Source organism: Bombilactobacillus sp. ESL1094, assembly GCF_058107425.1.
The window spans coordinates 1098921-1116997 of record NZ_JBYLUM010000001.1; the positions used below are offsets into that span (position 1 = coordinate 1098921).

Sequence of the window (18077 nt, forward strand, 5' to 3'; positions counted from 1 at the left end):
AAATAAAAGCTGGTTTTTCAAGTTTGTGAATTGAATTTGATTATATTTTTTATAAGTTAAAACTTAGTAAACGATATTATGACCTAAAAATAAACGCTTTAGTGTCGCTGAATAGCACAGATAGTATTATAATGATATTGTGAATTTTGAAAGGAGTGTCTCTTATGGCATATCAAACAATCTATCCTTATACAGGTGAACTATTAAAACAGTATGATGATGCAACACCAGCTGACCTTGAAGCAGCGCTAGCTACTGGTCACCAACTCTACAAAGCAATGCGCGACCAACCGGTGGCTGAACGTGCCCAAATTTTACACCAAATTGCGCAAGCGCTCACAGAAAATGAAGATGAGTTAGCGAAGGCAATGACCTATGATATGGGTAAGTTATTGACGGAGGCTAAAGGCGAAGTGCAATTGTGTGCGGCCATTGCCGAATATTATGCGCAGCACGGTGAAGAATTAATGCAGTCAGTTCCATTAGAAACCCCTGCTGGTAAAGCTTATTACTTAAAACAAGCAACTGGAATTATTGTGGCAGTTGAACCCTGGAACTTTCCACTATATCAAGTAGTACGGGTCTTTGCTCCGAACTTTATTGTTGGTAACCCCATGATTTTGAAGCATGCTTCGATTTGCCCAACTTCAGCCCAAAAATTAGCGGACTTAGTTTTAAAAGCTGGTGCCCCGAAAGGCGCATTAACCAACCTCTTTATTAGTTATGACTTGGTGTCAAAAGCCATTCATGATCCGCGCGTAGCTGGGGTTTGCTTAACTGGTTCTGAACGTGGTGGCGCTTCAGTAGCGAAAGAAGCCGGTGATGCTTTGAAGAAGTCGACTTTGGAATTAGGTGGTAACGACGCCTTCATTATTTTAAGTGATGCTGATGACGCTGAATTAAAGAAGATTGCCCCGGATGCACGGTTGTATAATGCGGGACAAGTCTGCACTTCTTCCAAACGTTTCATTGTCATGGCCGATAAGTATGACAGTTTTGTTGCCATGTTAAAGGAAGCTTTTGCGAATGCTAAAATTGGTGATCCCATGGATCCCACAACGGTTGTAGCACCTTTGAGTTCAAAGAGTGCGCAAGAAAAATTACAGCAACAAGTCGATACGGCTATCGAACATGGTGCCAAATTAGTTTATGGTAACGAACCAATTGACAGCAAAGGTTTCTTCTTCCAACCAACAATTTTAACTGACATTGACAAAGATAATCCGATCTTTAATCAAGAAATGTTTGGTCCGGTTGCTTCGGTTTATAAAGTTAATTCTGAACAAGAAGCAATTGATTTGGCGAACGATTCAAGTTACGGCCTAGGCAATACGGTCTTTTCAGGTGATGTCGATCATGCGAAAGCTGTGGCTGCGAAAATTGAAACGGGGATGTCCTTTATTAATTCTGGCTGGGCTTCTTTACCAGAATTACCATTTGGTGGCGTCAAAAACTCTGGCTATGGTCGGGAATTAAGCGATTTGGGCTTAAATGCCTTTGTTAATGAGCACTTGGTATTTGAACCAAAGAAATAAATTTTACAAAATTGAAGTAATCAAAAAGATTCGCCCGTTTCGGCGAATCTTTTTTTACTACTTATTTTTATAAATACGGGTATTGATAAATTCCATGACGGCTAAAATGATTAAACCGCCGCCCAATAAACGAAAGAAAAAGCGCAACATATCAAAGGGATTAAAGACTAAGGCAATACCTAAAATGATTAATAACAAAGAGTAGCAGTAGTCCCACCACGGAGTCACATTGATATATTTGCGATTGCTGCGGGCGTTAAAAAATTGATTGACACCGTTAACTAATAAGACAATGCCTAAAATAACGGGTAAGAGTGGAAGCAAGAGGTGGGCAATGGGAAAGATGAGAATTGCTAGTAAAAAAGAAACTACCGCAGTGGTGTACGGGCTATTATTGTCGCTATGACTTTTGGATAAGAGCCAACCATCATGTAAAGCGATTAATCCTAGACCGATCAGGTAAGCAGAAATTAAATATAAAATCGCGTTTAAACTTTTATCGGGATTAATTAAAATAACAATTCCGGTGACTGCGAGAAAAATAATTCTGAGCCAGCGATACCAATTAAATTGGCGATAATATTGTTTCATAGTCAATAACTCCTCTTTGTGTGAATCACGTTCATAATCAAGGGCAATTTTTGTTAAAGCAATTGGAATTTTAGTTGTTCGAGTCCCTGCCGTTTTAGTTTACCACTGCTGGTTTTCGGTAAAGCTGCGACTTGCCGAAATTCCACGGGAACTTTATAGTGTGCTAAATATTGGCGACCATAGGCGGTTAATTGTGCGGCAGTGACGGGCTGGTTCAATTCGACATAAGCAACGGGAACACTACCCCAGTGACGATCAGACTGGTGGGTCACACAAATATTGTGAATTTGGGGTAATTGTTGGTACAGATTTTCAATTTCGGCGGGGAAAATATTCTCACCACCAGAAACGAACATATCATCAATTCTGCCTTGCACGAATAAAAATTGTTCATCATCCAGATAGCCAATGTCGCCCGTTTTAAACCAGCCATCAGCGGTTAATTTTTGTTGAAATAATTCCGGCTTTTGCCAATAACCCGGGGTTAATGCTGGAGATTGGAGCTGGATCTCACCGTTTGGCGCAATGCGAATTTGATTGCTGAATAAAGCTTGACCACAAGAGCCTAATTTACGTTGTGCATCTGGAGGATTTAAGGCTACAACGTTGGAGCAGGTTTCGGTCATACCATAAGATTGTACTACCGGAATATGTTGGGTTTGACAAACTTGTAAGGTTTTTTGATCAATAGGGGCTCCTCCGAGAAACATTAAGCGAAAGCGGGAGTTGTAGGCAGTAGTTTTAACTTGCAAGAGTTCTTGGAGCATAGTGGGGACCACTGACATAATCGTGATTGGTTGTTGACAAAGTAATTGATTATCGTTGGTAGCGTCAAACTTATCTGCTAGATACAACGGAATGCCGTAAATTAAAGAGCGCAGCAAAATAGAAAAGCCTGAGATATGAAACAATGGTACCACGCACAGCCAACAATCACTGGCCGTAATTTGAAAATTCAATAAAGTGTTCATGGCAGAGGCCCAGTGATTACCATAAGTTTGCAACACACCTTTCGGTTGCCCCGTGGTTCCCGACGTATACATCAAACTAGCCACATCGTCACTTTGAATGCTGAAAGTGGAATAGGGTTGGGGCGCTAATGTGGATAAAGAATGTGGAGTAATGATTTGAACCTTATCTGTTGGCAATTGTAAGTCGTTTTGATCACTCAGACAGAACTTTACTTGAGCATCTTGTAATTGTTGGACTAATTCGGTCGCGGCTAAGCGAATATTGCAAAAGACAATGGTCGCATTTAATTGTTGCAATGCTAAGATATTCAAATAAGTATCTAAAGTATTGTGTCCAAATAACCCCACATGATCTTGGGGGTGAATGGATAAGTTGGCCAATTTTTGGGCACGATGTTTGACTAATTGTTGAATTTGTTGGAATGTATAGTACTGGTCTTGATAATATAAGGCTATTTTGTTAGGTGATAATTGCGTTCGTTTGTTTAACCAGTTTTGCATTAAAAAACTTCTTTCTAAAGGCTGAGCCTCAAAAAAGACTGGAACCACTGTTGGATTTCAGTCTTTGGTTACTAGGTGTGCGATGAAGATCATCAAATGTTTAGGTTTGCAGCTTGATAATTGCGCTCCAAAGAGCAAAAGAATGTATCTAACTACGCCAAATTCAAAGTCAAAAAACGACTTTTAAATTGGGCTAGGTTAGTCTTCAGCTTTTAACCAATTTTGTTCACAGCTTGTTATGGGAACTTGGGGAACTTATCGAAATCGGGTTCGCGTTTTTCTAAGAAAGCGTCACGACCTTCTTTACCTTCATCTGTCTCATAAAATAACATGGTGGAGTCGCCAGCAATTTGTTGCAGACCGGCTAGGCCGTCCGTATCAGCATTCATGGCAGCCTTAATGAAGCGAATGGCGGTTGGTGATTTCTTTAAAATTTCGTGACACCAAGCTAGCGTTTCCGTTTCAACGTCGGCCAACGGAACGACCTTATTGATCCAGCCCATTTCAAAAGCCTCTTGGGCACTATAAGGTTTGCATAAAAACCAGACTTCTTTGGCGCGCTTATGACCAATGACTCGGGCTAAATAAGCGGAGCCATAACCGGCATCAAAACTACCAACTTTTGGTCCTGTTTGCATGAACTGGGCATTGTCAGCCGCAATGGTTAAATCACAGACTAATTGTAAGATATTACCCCCACCAACGGACCAGCCTTTGACCATGGCAATCACGGGCTTCGGGATCACGCGAATTAAGTGTTGTAAGTCTAAGACGTTGAGCCGGGCAATTTTATCTTTACCAACGTATCCACCGTTGCCGCGCACTTTTTGGTCACCACCGGAACAAAAGGCTAAATCGCCTTGACCGGTTAAGATAATTACACCAATACTTGCGTCGTCACGGCAATAGTTAAAGGCCTCAATCATTTCTTGAATCGTGTCCGGAGTAAAGGCGTTACGCACCTGGGGGCGATTAATTGTAATTTTGGCGATTTTATCTTGTCGCTCAAATAAAATTTCTGAATAATTCTTAATAGTTTGCCAATTCGTCATAAAATTTTCCTTTCTGGAGGTCAGAACAATCGATTTAATTCAATATCTCGGGATCAAAATCCTACACCAAGCTCCCCAAACGGTTTTATTGCAATTACCCATTACAGCACAAGTCTTACAACCTTACGGCCAGTTGCATGGAGGCATGAATAGTGTTTTAGCCGAAACCGCGGCTAGTTTAGGCGCTAATTTAAATTTACCAGCTGAGCAAGTAGCCGTCGGCACACAAATTCAAACGAATCATTTACGTTCGGTGAAGCAAGGTGAATTATTTGCAGAAGCACACCCGATTCAAATTGGTCGGCGGATTCAAGTTTGGCAAGCTAGTACTTATCAAACTTCAATCCAAGAGCCAACTAGTATCAGTACTGTCACCTTGATGGCAGTAGCTAAATCCTCTAAATAACATCTTAGCATATCAAAGTTTGGTGTTGAGGAAAAGTGCTAAGTTGATTCTTTAGAATTGGTGGTTCAAATTTTGCAGGAAGGGGGAGATTGTAGCTGTCTTCACAAATGAATGTGAAAATATTAAATTTTTCCTAATTAATTAGGATTGGGCATTTAACTTTTGTTTGTGATTGATTCGTGGTAGAGTAGAATAATGTAATTTCAAGATGTTGTTCAGATTTAATCGGAGATGGAGAGATATAATGAAAATTAATGCTGCCGATAAAATGGTTCAAGTTATGCAAGCTTGGGGCATTGATAATGTATATGGTTTACCTGGGGATTCTGTAGATACAACCATTGAAGCTTTGTATCGCAAACGCGATCAAATTAAATTTACACAAGTTCGGCATGAAGAAGTTGCTGCGTTAGCTGCTGCTTCGCATGCCAAATTAACTGGTCAAGTGAGTGTTTGCTTGTCCATTGGTGGACCTGGTGCCATTCATATGTTAAATGGTTTATATGATGCTAAGATGGATCACGCACCAGTTGTGGCTATTTTGGGTCAAATTCAATCTCATTTATTAAATACTGGTTTCTTCCAAGAAGTCAATACACCACAATTGTTCGAAGACGTTGCTGTTTATAATCGTTTGGTAACTAACCCAGAAACCTTACCAGCAGTTATGGACGAAGCAATTCGGGCCGCTTATACGAATAAAGGCGTTGCAGTTTTGACGATTCCAGATGATGTACCGGATCATAAAATTTCTGATACGTTTAAACCAACGGCTGATCAATTCCGTTTGGATGCTCCCAGTGCTGATGTGAAAGATATTGATCAAGCTTTAGCCATGATCAAAAAAGCCAAAAAGCCAGTAGCTTTGATTGGTGTCGGTGCTAAAGAAGCGCAAGAACAAGCTAAAGAATTTGTGGAACGTTACTCCATTCCATTTATTCAAACAATGCCCGCTAAGGGAACCATTGATGATGATCATCCCAATGCGTTAGGACAAATCGGTAAATTAGGTACGAAACCTGCTTATGAAGCAATGTTTAACGCCGATTTATTAATGTTAATCGGAACTGATTATCCTTATGCACCTTATATCAATCAAAAGATTCCAACAATTCAAATTGATAATGACCCAAGTAAAATTGGTCACCGTCATAATATTGATTTGGCGATCGTGGCAGATACCAAAGATGCATTAACCTTATTAAATACCCGTGGCGAAGTGATCAGCGATCGGCCATTCTTAAAAGCTTGTCAAAAGAATATGCAAACTTGGCGCGCTTGGATGAACGACGTTAAGAACAAGAAGCATAATGGCGTTTTACCATCCAAGATGTTTGCTAAAATGAGTGAAGTGGCACCAGCTAATACGGTTTGGTCCGTTGATGTGGGGACTTCAACTTCATTTGGTGCCCGGTTTGTTGATGTTAAGTCCACGCAAAAATATACGATTTCTGCATGGTTAGGAACTATGGGCTGTGCTTTACCGGGATCCATTGCTTCTAAAATTGCGATGCCACAACGCCCAACTTATGCAGTTTGCGGCGATGGTGCTTTTGCCATGGTCATGCAAGACTTTGTTACTGCAGTTAAATATGATTTGCCAATGGTCGTTGTTGTGTTAAATAATCATTTGTTAGCCTTCATTGAATATGAACAACAATCTGCGGGCCAACAAAATTACGGCATTGATTTGGCAGATATTGATTTTGCTAAATTTGCTGAAGCTTGTGGTGGTATTGGCATCAATGTTACTAACGATGAAGAATTTGCTCAAGCTATGGAACAATACAAGAACCCTACTAAGCCAGTTTTAATTAATGCTGCGGTTTATGATGAAGCTCCATTACCAGGTAAGATTATTAAAGATGAAGCTGAAGGTTATTTGAAGTTTGGTTTTGAATATTTCAAAGACAAGTTCCAAATCCCTAAGATGCCACCATTACGTGAAATCTTACGGCAATTTTTATAAAATATAGTTTGCTGAAAGTCGTTTTCGAGAGAAGACGGCTTTTTTGGTATAACCATTTTTAGAAAATGGATAACAATAAAAAATAAGATTTTAACCAAGTTTTTTCAACTAACCTAGAGTTAAAATCTTATTTTATTTACATATTGAATGAATCATTTCAATCTAAATAAACTAAGGATTATTTTCTTAATTGAAAAGCATTCTCCACTTTCTCGAAACCAATCTTTGGATAATATTCCATTGCTTTGGGTGCCGCTAATAAATAAAGTTTGGTGTGCGGACCAATTTGTGTATTTAATTTGTTAACTAATGTTTTACCAATACCTTGTTTTTGATAGTTAGCATCTACGGCTAGGTCACTTAAGTAGCAAAGATCATAGCCAGAATCAACTAAGGCGCGGGCTACCCCGACTAGTTGGTCTTGATCCCAAGCAGTCCAGAGAATATCAGAATCCTTTAAGACTTGCGCAATCTTTTTAGGTTGCTCGATTGGGCGGCGCAAAGCTAAAGTGGATCTTTTTAAAAGATCAATATAGGTTTCAACTGTCACGTTGACTTGGTTACTGTAAGTAATCATGCTTGCACTTCCCTGAGTATTATAGTTTGTTTTATATGATAAATTAGTTTTGAAACTTATTCAATAATCCGAGCAAAATCCGATACAAGATAGCGTTGTTTATCGTTACCTTGTTCGGCGGCTATACCGACGGATAAGAACATAATCGGAATTAAATGGGAATCAATATTTAAGCAATCCATGACTTTAGGAAAATCAACGCCACGCATTGCCACGGAATCATAGCCAAAACACCGCACCACATGCATTAAATTCATCGCAAATAAACCAGTGTCTAAATTAACACCTTGCGCAGTTTTATCTTCGGGGTGTGTTTGATAAAAGTTTTCTAAGCCCTGTTGATATGCAGTAATGGCCGTTTGATCATGGGCATCTAACAAGCCATGATTAATGGAAAAATCGGTTAGAGTTTCGGTTTGATAAGCAGATAAATCGCCTAAAATAAAGAACAGTGCTGAGGCTGTTTCGACTTGCTCTTGGTCGGAAGCCAACTGACGTAAAACTTTTAACTTAGCTTTGTCTTTGATCACCACGACTTTCCAGGGCTGCGCGTTGTTACTAGAAGGTGCCGTGGCTGCCAACTCCAACATTTTATTAATAGTTTCATCGGAAATAGTTTGGGCCGGATCATATTTACGAATGGATTTACGTGCTACTAAAAAATTAATCATCTCTTGGTTCATGTTTTAGCCTTCTTCTTATTTAATCTAACTTTATTATAGTTTTATTGTTAAAAAATGAAAAGGCTAACATTGGGCTGGTGATTTGGAAAGTCAACTTTAAAAGGTTCCAGAATTGAATTTTAAAAAATTCTATTAAGCTAACAATTTTGGCACATAAAAAAACTATTTATTAAGTTAAAGCTATTCTGAAGTAATACTTTGATACAAGATTGTAGTTAATCTTGATATTGAGCAATAATAAATTAAAAAATGCCATTGACTTTTAATCTTATATTAATATAATTCTAATTACATTCATATAGGAGGATTAAAATATGCAAACTATTAAAGCCAAGGATTCTTTAAAAACAAAAGATTATTTGAAAATTCGAGACAAAAAAGCAAGTGCAAAACTTAATAGATCTTTGGAACAAAATTCAGAACATAAATTTGGATATGGAGGAAGTCTTAAAAGTAATAAATTAACCGAAATACATGATGGTAATAATTACTTTTGTTGTTCTTCTAGTAGTGGTAGTTCTACTGTAAGCAAAAGGTAAAAATATATTATTTTAAGGTCGCATGGTATCACATGTGGCCTTAAATAATATATTGAAGATTATAATAAATTGGCCATATGGAGGAATCATAAAATGAAAGGTAGTTATGAAATATTACCCTTTTTCTTATATAGTGGTGTAAATGAGTTACTTCAAAATGAATATGGTATAACTGTTATCAATGATAAAGATTTGTCAAACCTTTTATTTAAATGGGATAGAGATTCAAGAAAGCTTGTCTCATATGATGAAATATATAGTGTTTTTTGTGAAGATACTGATGAGCTTATATCATTTTTAATAAATAAAAAAGTTTTAAAAAAAAGCATCACAACATATTCAATTGAAATTAAAAATATTGTGATTGTATCAGATGACTTGCATATTAAATCCAATGTTTTTTCTTATTTAAGATCTAAATTAGATTTAAATGTAGAAAGTATTAGTGTTACTGAGGTTCAAGAATTTTTAAACATGAATTTATCTACTGATGATATGATAATAGTTTCTTTAACGAAATACAGTTTTAAGGATGCCAACTTGATTAGAGAAAAAATCATTGATAGCAATAGCATATCATTGTTTGGTTATTATTATGCTGGCAATTATTATATAGATAATTTGTATAAAACCGAATGGTATAATCCTTGTCATCAGTGTAATTTGGAGAATATAAAAGCTCAATTACGTATTAACACTACCGGAGATGTAAGTTATCAAGAAATAATTGATGATATTTATAAAACAGATAGTGAAATGATTATAAGTACACAATTACCAGACTACCAGAAAGACTTTATTTCCTTGTCATTGTTTTCCATAATAAATAATTTTATAGGAGACGGTGAATATTCTAGCATTAATCCAGAGTCGCTTTCGTTAGTTACAAAAATAGATTTAAATAATAACAAAGTATATAAAGACTTTTCTGTATATTGGGAGTTATGTGATTGTTATGAAAAATAATGATAAAAGTGCATCTTCTGAAAAGGAACTTTTAATTGCAAAAAAAATGTCAGAACAATTATTAAGTAAACGAATATTAAATGATATTGAAAAATTTCATCAATCAACGACCTGGCAGGTTCCTTATAACTGGACTTTCAATTCAGGAGTTATAGAATGGGAAAAACTTGTGGAGTATAAAGACATACTTCCAGATAACCCTTTAGATACTATAGAAATGTTTCCTAATTATAAGATACCTAATTATAATTATCCTCAATCTACGAGACATTTTAAAAAAGATAAATATATTGATAAAAGTAAAATAGCAGATATATTAGGTAAGGCGTTTGGTAGATATGAGGGATTAGGCTCAAAAAATTATGGTTCAGCAGGAGGGCTGTATCCAGTAATTCCAGTTATGATTGTTTTTAGTAATAATGAAATACAAGATATTGATGCAGGTGTATATGTTTATGATTCAGAGCATTATTCACTTCAATTGATTAAGAAGATATCCAATAAAAAAGATTTTAAAATGTTATCAATAAATGTTAACTCGGCTTTTCCTGGCCAACTTTTGTCTAATATATGTTTTGCATATGCAATAGATTTAGAAAGAGCTATTTTAAAATATGGTCGTAGAGGATATAGGCATGCACTAATAGAATCAGGATTAATTGCAGAGAGTTTACACTTATCTCATGTATCGTGTTATAAGGAATTCGGGGATTGTATTTGGTCTGGATTTAATGATAATGCGTTGACTCGTGCCTGTGGATTGAATGCGAAAATGACGCCTGTTACTCTTCTACAGTGGTTTGGATTGAAAGATACTAATAGGTGAATATTATGTTTACTGTCTATCCAGATGATAACAACCACATCTATAATACAATGTTTAGTTGTGATAAAACAAAATCTTTTTTTGCATCTTCTAGAATAGGCATTCTATTAAATGAAGATACCTATTCACCCAATGATTGTGGGTCCTTTGGAATTAATAAATTATTAGCAACAAAAAAAGCATTTTCGGAATCAGTAGAAAGAAGAAGTTTGTCTGGAAGTTCAAGCAACGAAATCCTTGTTCAAACTATTGACATTTTTAGCGGTTGTGTAAAAGAAATAAACAAAAATAATTTCTATTTTGCTGATAAAGGATGTCTAGATACAACTTCTACAGCAGCAGATACTAATGGTAACTATGCTGTGTATAATTCCATATTAGAATTGATTGAAAAGAATGCTACAATGCTTTTCTGGTATAACAATGAAGGATATCAATTGTATTCTGAATCAATGAAAAATATTTTGATTAATATCACAGGGGAAAATTATGATCATAAAGTTTTTATCAATGATAGTTTTTATCCTGTTTTAGTTGTTTATGTATTTTTATACGTAAATGGACATCCAATTGTTGTGGGTACGGGGTCTGGTCTTTCTTTAAAGTATTCTTTAGAAAAAGCTGTTAATGAAGCGGTCTTTTTAGCCAAAATAGAAAATGATAATAATAGTATTATTGATTATAAGGGAATGCTTTATGATAACTATACTTCAATGAAGAAAAAGTCTTTTGATGATATTAATACCGAAAGGAAACTATCATCATACTCAAAAAAAGAATCTTTCAATTGGCGTAATGAAAATAATATCTCTATTAAAGACTTAAAATTGTCATTACGTAGATTTACAAATCATTTATATATTCATTCACTGAGCGTTTCATATAAAAAATTGATTTGTATAAGATCTTTTTCTCCTGAATTGATCAATTATGTACCATTTAAGCAAAATCTTAAATTTGATAGAAAGATATATCATAGAATAAGTAGAGATGTTTTAAAAAATGATTTTCCTGATAATCCAATTATGTAAGGACATATTATCATGTATATAAAAAATAATAATGCAAATATAGATAGTTCATTTTTGATACAAAATATATCTTTTGAGGATAAAAAATTCTTAGAAACAAACTTTTGTCATACTTCGATATTACCCTTAAAGATAAAGAACGCAACTGGTAACTCTGCAACGTTTAATAAAAAAAATGCAGTAATGGCATGCTTTGGAGAATATAATGAAAGATTGTCCATGTTTTACAATATTAATTCAAAAATTTCTAAAATACCTGCTTTTTCGTTATTTGATGACAGTGTGTTAAATGTTAATCCAGCTGAAGTATATATGAATTATTCACTAAGAGGATTAAATGGATATAAGAAAATATTTACTGATTCGTGTGGCGTTGCTTCGCATACTAATTCTGAATTAGCACTTTATGCTGCTATTTTGGAGTTTGTGGAGAGACAGTCTTTAATATTGACTTGGTTATCTAAAAAAAGGGGAAGAGAGTACCCTATAAATTTATTAAATAATTATCCTGAAAGTAGGCATTTAATTAAAAGGTTCAGTAGTATTTTTTCTTACTTTAAAGTCTATGATATTTCTTTGTATAGCGATATTTTTGTTATTTTAATAATAGGAGGTAATAAAGATTCATTTTCTATAGGCTTGGATGCAAACCTATCTTTTAGTGAGGCTTTAAAAGGTGCATTGGATGAATTTTGTCAAAGCTATGAATCTATTTTATTGTACCAAAACAACCCCAATTTAAATGAACAAGAGTTATATAAGAGAAATTTTTTAAATCAAACTTCTAAAGAATTTATTCAAAAATATACTTTTTTGGAGGGAGATATTACGAACTATTATCCTGAAAAATGTCAAAACAGCAATTTGATTAATTTAAAAAAAGTTATACAAAAAGTTCCTATAGATTATTATGCTCTTTCAATACCTCCTGCTATTAGTCAAACTAACCTAAGAATAGTTAAAGTTTTTTCCCCTGATGCTTTTCCACACATGAATACTCAAATAATTGATCCACATAAATATAAGATAGCTAATGTGTTTGGAATACAAGACTTTCCTAACATGGGCAAGTCAATTCCTTTTCCGTGAGGTTAAACAACATGAAAATTATTCTTAATTATGCTAAAACCTTTAATAAAATTATTTGGTCTGAAAAAATACCACTTATATATACTTTGTTATTACCAACTGCTTTATATATTTTTTCTAACTTTCGACGATTATCTATAGGAGGTATTTCCATAATTAAATTGTTAGCTTCAACCAGTGATTATCTAGCATATATGATTGTTTCAGTAGCTATCAATGGAATTGCATTACAAATAATTAGTTTTCGCGAAAGTGGTTTTTTAAAAACTGTCACGATGATATCTGGAGGAAATCGCAAATTTCCAGTCTATGGCCTACTAGTGAGTGAATTTATTTTTGGATATTTGTGTGTCTTGATGTTTGGAATTTTTATGGCAATATTTAATTTTAACAAAATAATTATGATTATTTTGATCTATACATTGATTTATATTTGTTCGGCCATACCAGTCATGTTATTTAGCGTATTGCTAACCATTTTTCCAATGCGCGTGAATACAAGTAGCATCTTGGCTAATTTAATACTACTAGGGTTAATCTGGTTATCGGCTGTTCGTCAAGATACGGGTTCCTTTTGGGGAGAGTTACTTTTTGGCATGAATCCAGCTGATTATGTAACACAAGTTATTGTTGTCATACTTAATTTGTTTAAAACTCCACATGTGATTAACCTATATCAAGTATTGTCGATTTTTGTTTTATTTATCATTTATTTTTTCATTGGTTATGTGGCCAGTGCTAAAGTTAGAATCAATTCCTTAACATCTAGAAATTAGGAGTGTGTGGACATGAAAATTGTTTTGGATAATATTTCATTTAGTTATCAGGATCATACAATCTTCAAAAACTGTGATTGTCAATTTTTGCCTGGAAAAATTAATTATTTAATTGGGTATAACGGTTCCGGAAAGAGCACGTTGTTTGACCTGATCAGTGGTGTTCAAAAAGTTGATAATGGAACAATTGTGTCATCGATAAAGACTAACGAAATTGTTTATCAAACGCAAAATCCAATCTTCTTTGGTTCCTTAAATGGTAATGATTTAAAGCAATTTATTTTTGGGATTGCTACTGGCTATCAAAAGATTGAAGTTAATCAATTAAGCCCGCACTTTAAAAAGTTATATTCTGGTTTAATGAATCGTAAATTAGGATCTATGTCTGTGGGAGAAAAGCGCTGGTTGTTAATCTTTTTGGAAAGTTTTTTACAAAAGAATGTTTTTCTACTTGATGAACCTACAAGCGGCGTGGATCCAGTAGCTAATAGACAAATCAACGATCAACTTTTAACTTTAGCTCAAGATCCTCAGAAATTAGTAATTGTTACTACGCATGATTTGCAACACTTGGTAGAAGCTGATTGTTATATTCATCTGCTGAGTCATCAAAAAATTCGAACTTTTAATAGCTTTGAAGAGTTTATAGCCGTCGCACAAAAATCTGATCCTGAAGAAGCTTTTGCTGTCTTAACAGGTAATGAGTAGTAATTAATTAATTTTCGTATCATTGTTAAGTCTTCATCATAGTTAGGAACTTACTGATTATGATGAAGACTTTTTTAGTGATAAAATAATTGATTTTGCTGCAGTTAAAGCTCAAAATCTTTATAATAAACAAGTGAATTTTTTTACAATGGTCAAAGGGAGACAGCGATGACTTTATTTTTTAAAAATATTGAACGGCAAAGTGCAACTTTAAGTACCGCAGAACGGCAAGTGTTTGACTATCTGAAACGCGCGGCACCTGAATTTTTAAAGCAGGATATTGCCCAAATTGCGCGGCAAACTTATGTATCGACAGCAACAGTTAGTCGGACGATCAAAAAATTAGGCTATCAAAATTTAACGGAATTTAAGTTTTATTTGCGTAAAGCGTTGGAAGGCGAGCAGGCAGAGCAAATCACCAAAAGGGATTTTTTAAAGCATTCGGGTGCAATTCCTCTGATTGGGCGCGAAGACTTAGATTTATTACAGTTAAAGCGGGTGACGCAATTAATTAATCAAGCGCACCATATTGAATTTTTAGGATTGGGACCGTCTTATACGGTGGCAGTGGATGGTGCGCGGCGCTTAATGTTTGCAGGTAAAAATTCTTCGAGTCGTTCCGAATGGGATGAGATTGATCGGGTGGTCTCCACGATTGATCCTAGCGATTTGGTATTTTTGATCTCTTGTTCCGGAGAAACCGCGGTGATGGGGCGTTGTGCGGGAATTTTACAGCAACGGTTGGTTAATACGGTTGGCATTATTGGCAATGTTCAGAGTTCTTTGGCGGGGAAAGTCACCGAAGCTTTTGAGCTGCCAGTTCCGAACATTTATTATCAAGATTTGGATTTGTCGACGCGCATTCCACTTTTACGGTTAGTGGAGTTAATTATTGATGAGTATATTTACCAATATTGTTTGTAGTTACCAGTTTTACTAGGTCGTTCGTTTTTTATTGTTAAAATTGTAACCATTTACAAAAAATGTAAATTCCGACATTATCCTTGAAAGGGCTATTTTCGCCAGTAAATTTGTTTTATTCTGTAATCGTATTCAAAAAAAGAGAAGGAGTAACGAGATGTCGGAACAAGAAGAACCAAAGAAAAAAGTTACTGCTTGGGAGTTTTTCCAAGGTTTAGGTAAAACTTTCATGTTACCAGTTTCGTTATTGGCATTTATGGGCTTGTTATTAGGAATTGGGAGTGCCTTTTCCAGCCCGAGTATGCTTAAATTATTACCATTTTTAAAGATCGCACCAATTCACTTGATCTTTCAGTTTATGTCGACAATTGGTGGTTTTGCCTTTACTTATTTACCAATTATGTTTGCGATGGCGATTCCTTTAGGTTTAGCCCGTGAAGAAAAAGGCATCGCTGCTTTTGCAGGATTTGTGGGCTATTTTGTGATGAATATGTCCATTAACTTTTATTTAAAAGTTACCCATCAACTAGTTCCCGTCAGCAAAATGCAAGCTGCCGGTCAATCGAACACCTTTGGGATTCAAACTATTGAAATGGGTGTTTTAGGTGGAATTATTGTCGGTTTAATTGTGTATGTTATTCATATTCATTTTTATCAAACGCAGTTACCAGATTCGTTTGCATTCTTTAGTGGCACGCGTTTTGTACCGATTATGACAGCCTTGGTTATGGCCTTAGTGGGCTTAGTAATTCCTATGATTTGGCCGATCTTTTCAACAGCTATTAACAGCTTAGGCTGGCTGATTCAAAAAGCCGGTGTCTTTGGACCATTTATCTACGGTACTTGTTTACGGTTATTGATTCCACTAGGTTTGCATCATATTTTGTTAGCGATGATTCGTTTTACGCAAGCTGGTGGGACCGCAGTGGTTGCCGGTCATCACGTTGTCGGAGCGTTAAATATCTTTTATCAGGAATTGCAACACGGCTTGCCGATTAGCCACCATGCGACCGCCTTCTTATCGCAAGGTTATATGCCTACGATGATGTTTGCTTTACCAGCAGTCGCATTAGCGATTTATAAAACGTCCTTCCCTGAAAATCGGAAGAAAGTTAAAGGCTTGTTGATTTCGGGAGTGATTGCTTCGTTTGTAACGGGAATTACGGAACCAATTGAGTTCTTATTCTTATTTATTTCACCAGCTTTGTATATTTTCCATAGTATTATGTCTGGTTTAGGTTATATGGTGATGGCCTTATTAAATGTTGGGATTGGCAATACTGATGGTGGTATTTTAGATTGGTTGATCTTTGGTGTCTTGCAAGGACCCGCTACTCGTTGGTGGATTGTCCCAATTGTCGGAGTGGTTTGGTTCGCTATTTATTACTTTGTTTTCAAATGGGCCATTGAAAAGTATAACTTAAAGACTCCTGGTCGTGAAAAGCACGCTAGTGCAACAGATACAGAGGATTCAGGTGAGCAATTCGATGTGCCACAAATTTTGGCAGGTGTTGGTGGTGCCGCTAATATTGTGAACGTCGATAACTGCGTGACCCGCTTACGTTTGATTGTTCAGGATACGGATTTAGTGAATGAAGAACAATTGAAAGCAGCTGGCGCGTTAGGAGTTATGATTTTAGATAAACAAAATGTGCAAGTGATTATTGGCACCCAAATTGCCACAGTGCGTAAACAATTTGATGCGGTATTAAAAGAGCAATCAATCGGTAAAGGAGAAACTACACAAGCTGATGGAGTATAACTTTGATGAAATTATTGATCGTCATGATGAAAAATGTCGCAAGTGGGATCGGACGATTATTGAACACGAATTTGGTCCTATTCCGGACGATTTTATTCCCATGTGGATTGCTGATATGGACTTTCGTTCCCCCCAAGGAATTTTAGATGCTTTCATGAAAGCTAGTCAGCGGGGAACCTTTGGTTATACGTACACGTATCCGGAATTTTATCAAACCGTAGTACAATGGCAACAACAGCAACACCAAGTCTTTGTCGATCCAGCCTGGATTACGTTAGGCTATGGTAGTGTGGCGACGATGTATAATTTAGTGCAACAATTTTGTGACGCCCAACATGGTGTGATGACTTTGACACCCACTTACGGTCCTTTTGGCCGCTGCGCTCGCGATAATCACGTGCCGGTTGGAATGAGTCCGTTAATTTTAAAAAATAATCGCTATGAAATTGCTTGGGATGACTTAGAGCACCAATTACAGGTTCAACAACCACATTTATTATTTTTCTGTAATCCGCATAATCCTTCGGGACGGATCTGGTCGCCACAAGAAATTGAACGCGTGGCCCAACTGTGCTTGGATAATCAAGTAATTATGGTCAGCGATGAAGTTCATAGTGAACACATTTTAAATAATGGTCACCACACTTCAGCGTTGAGTTTACCGGATAAGTATTTACAAAATTTAATCTTTTTGACTTCACCAAATAAAGTCTTTAATCTCGGTGGCTTAAAAACATCATATTCAATTATTCCTAATCCACAATTACGTGCACATTTGCGCGCTAACTATCAAAAAAATTCGATTACGTCACCGAACATCTTCGGAATTACAGCTATTGTTGCCGGTTATCAAACGGGGAACGATTGGCGGCGCGCGATGGTCGATTATGTTTCACAGAATTATGAGTTAGCCCAACAAATGTTAACAGATAAGCGGCTACAATTGATTCCTATGGAATCATCATATCTCTTGTGGGTCAAAGTTAGCGATTTGGGAATTAGTGGTGCAGAGTTTACGCAAGAGTTGGCTACGCAACAAGGTGTTATCTTAGAAGCGGGGACGGACTTTGTCGGTGACGGTCAAGACTTTACACGGATTAATTTAGCAATGCCGCGCTCTCAAATTAAAACGGCTTTATCGCGAATTAAGCAATTTATCGACGGGAGGTTTTAA

At 36.0% G+C, this 18077-nt stretch carries 18 protein-coding genes; 13 read left to right on the forward strand and 5 right to left on the reverse strand.

The genetic code is table 11. The annotated features are described in order from the left end of the window. The first annotated feature begins 164 nt into the window (after nucleotides 1–164). Nucleotides 165–1535 carry an NAD-dependent succinate-semialdehyde dehydrogenase gene (locus tag AC3B5S_RS05370; protein WP_489756723.1) on the forward strand — a complete coding sequence of 457 codons (1371 nt, stop codon included), beginning with the start codon at nucleotides 165–167 and terminating at the stop codon, nucleotides 1533–1535. Between the two features lie 57 nt (nucleotides 1536–1592). Here AC3B5S_RS05370 and AC3B5S_RS05375 read toward each other — a convergent pair whose 3' ends face one another. From AC3B5S_RS05375 to menB, 3 genes are all read right to left on the reverse strand, one after another. Further along, nucleotides 1593–2126 carry a DUF308 domain-containing protein gene (locus tag AC3B5S_RS05375; protein ID WP_489756722.1) on the reverse strand — a complete coding sequence of 178 codons (534 nt, stop codon included), beginning with the start codon at nucleotides 2124–2126 and terminating at the stop codon, nucleotides 1593–1595. A gap of 53 nt (nucleotides 2127–2179) precedes the next feature. Continuing rightward, nucleotides 2180–3598 carry an o-succinylbenzoate--CoA ligase gene (locus AC3B5S_RS05380; RefSeq protein WP_489756721.1) on the reverse strand — a complete coding sequence of 473 codons (1419 nt, stop codon included), beginning with the start codon at nucleotides 3596–3598 and terminating at the stop codon, nucleotides 2180–2182. A gap of 236 nt (nucleotides 3599–3834) precedes the next feature. Next, complete coding sequence (menB, locus tag AC3B5S_RS05385; protein WP_489756720.1) at nucleotides 3835–4650, reverse strand: 1,4-dihydroxy-2-naphthoyl-CoA synthase; 816 nt, start codon at nucleotides 4648–4650, stop codon at nucleotides 3835–3837. A 37-nt stretch (nucleotides 4651–4687) separates the two neighbouring features. On the opposite strand from menB, the gene AC3B5S_RS05390 reads away from it, so the two are divergent. After that, nucleotides 4688–5056: a PaaI family thioesterase gene (locus AC3B5S_RS05390; protein WP_489775311.1), complete on the forward strand. Its 369-nt coding sequence runs from the start codon at nucleotides 4688–4690 to the stop codon at nucleotides 5054–5056. Nucleotides 5057–5300: 244 nt separating this feature from the next. After that, nucleotides 5301–7025 carry a pyruvate oxidase gene (locus AC3B5S_RS05395; RefSeq protein WP_489756719.1) on the forward strand — a complete coding sequence of 575 codons (1725 nt, stop codon included), beginning with the start codon at nucleotides 5301–5303 and terminating at the stop codon, nucleotides 7023–7025. A gap of 178 nt (nucleotides 7026–7203) precedes the next feature. Here AC3B5S_RS05395 and AC3B5S_RS05400 read toward each other — a convergent pair whose 3' ends face one another. Further along, nucleotides 7204–7602: a GNAT family N-acetyltransferase gene (locus tag AC3B5S_RS05400; protein ID WP_489756718.1), complete on the reverse strand. Its 399-nt coding sequence runs from the start codon at nucleotides 7600–7602 to the stop codon at nucleotides 7204–7206. 56 nt (nucleotides 7603–7658) lie between these two features. Next, nucleotides 7659–8285 carry a nitroreductase family protein gene (locus AC3B5S_RS05405; RefSeq protein WP_489756717.1) on the reverse strand — a complete coding sequence of 209 codons (627 nt, stop codon included), beginning with the start codon at nucleotides 8283–8285 and terminating at the stop codon, nucleotides 7659–7661. A 314-nt stretch (nucleotides 8286–8599) separates the two neighbouring features. Between AC3B5S_RS05405 and AC3B5S_RS05410 the strand changes: the two genes are divergently transcribed. From AC3B5S_RS05410 to AC3B5S_RS05455, 10 genes are all read left to right on the forward strand, one after another. Continuing rightward, the gene (locus AC3B5S_RS05410; RefSeq protein ID WP_489756716.1) at nucleotides 8600–8824 is read left to right on the forward strand and encodes a hypothetical protein; all 225 of its coding nucleotides are present in this window, start codon (nucleotides 8600–8602) and stop codon (nucleotides 8822–8824) included. Nucleotides 8825–8917: 93 nt separating this feature from the next. Then, nucleotides 8918–9790 (forward strand): McbB family protein, encoded by an 873-nt coding sequence (locus tag AC3B5S_RS05415; protein WP_489756715.1) that lies wholly within the window; start codon nucleotides 8918–8920, stop codon nucleotides 9788–9790. Then, nucleotides 9780–10616 carry a nitroreductase family protein gene (locus AC3B5S_RS05420; protein ID WP_489756714.1) on the forward strand — a complete coding sequence of 279 codons (837 nt, stop codon included), beginning with the start codon at nucleotides 9780–9782 and terminating at the stop codon, nucleotides 10614–10616. The genes AC3B5S_RS05415 and AC3B5S_RS05420 overlap by 11 nt, the downstream gene beginning before the upstream one ends. Before the next feature lie 5 nt (nucleotides 10617–10621). Then, nucleotides 10622–11647 (forward strand): YcaO-like family protein, encoded by a 1026-nt coding sequence (locus AC3B5S_RS05425; RefSeq protein WP_489756713.1) that lies wholly within the window; start codon nucleotides 10622–10624, stop codon nucleotides 11645–11647. Between the two features lie 12 nt (nucleotides 11648–11659). Next, entirely contained in the window at nucleotides 11660–12736 is a 1077-nt protein-coding gene (locus AC3B5S_RS05430) for a YcaO-like family protein (protein WP_489756712.1), read from the forward strand. Nucleotides 12737–12747: 11 nt separating this feature from the next. Then, nucleotides 12748–13512 carry a hypothetical protein gene (locus AC3B5S_RS05435; protein WP_489756711.1) on the forward strand — a complete coding sequence of 255 codons (765 nt, stop codon included), beginning with the start codon at nucleotides 12748–12750 and terminating at the stop codon, nucleotides 13510–13512. A gap of 12 nt (nucleotides 13513–13524) precedes the next feature. Beyond that, nucleotides 13525–14220, forward strand: a complete 696-nt coding sequence (locus AC3B5S_RS05440) for an ATP-binding cassette domain-containing protein (RefSeq protein WP_489756710.1) — start codon at nucleotides 13525–13527, stop codon at nucleotides 14218–14220. Nucleotides 14221–14388: 168 nt separating this feature from the next. After that, nucleotides 14389–15144: a MurR/RpiR family transcriptional regulator gene (locus AC3B5S_RS05445; protein WP_489756709.1), complete on the forward strand. Its 756-nt coding sequence runs from the start codon at nucleotides 14389–14391 to the stop codon at nucleotides 15142–15144. Nucleotides 15145–15298: 154 nt separating this feature from the next. Next, nucleotides 15299–16903, forward strand: coding sequence for a maltose/glucose-specific PTS transporter subunit IIBC (gene malX, locus AC3B5S_RS05450; RefSeq protein WP_489790164.1), 1605 nt, complete (start codon nucleotides 15299–15301; stop codon nucleotides 16901–16903). Next, nucleotides 16893–18077, forward strand: coding sequence for a MalY/PatB family protein (locus tag AC3B5S_RS05455; RefSeq protein ID WP_489790165.1), 1185 nt, complete (start codon nucleotides 16893–16895; stop codon nucleotides 18075–18077). Before malX ends, AC3B5S_RS05455 begins: the two co-directional genes overlap by 11 nt.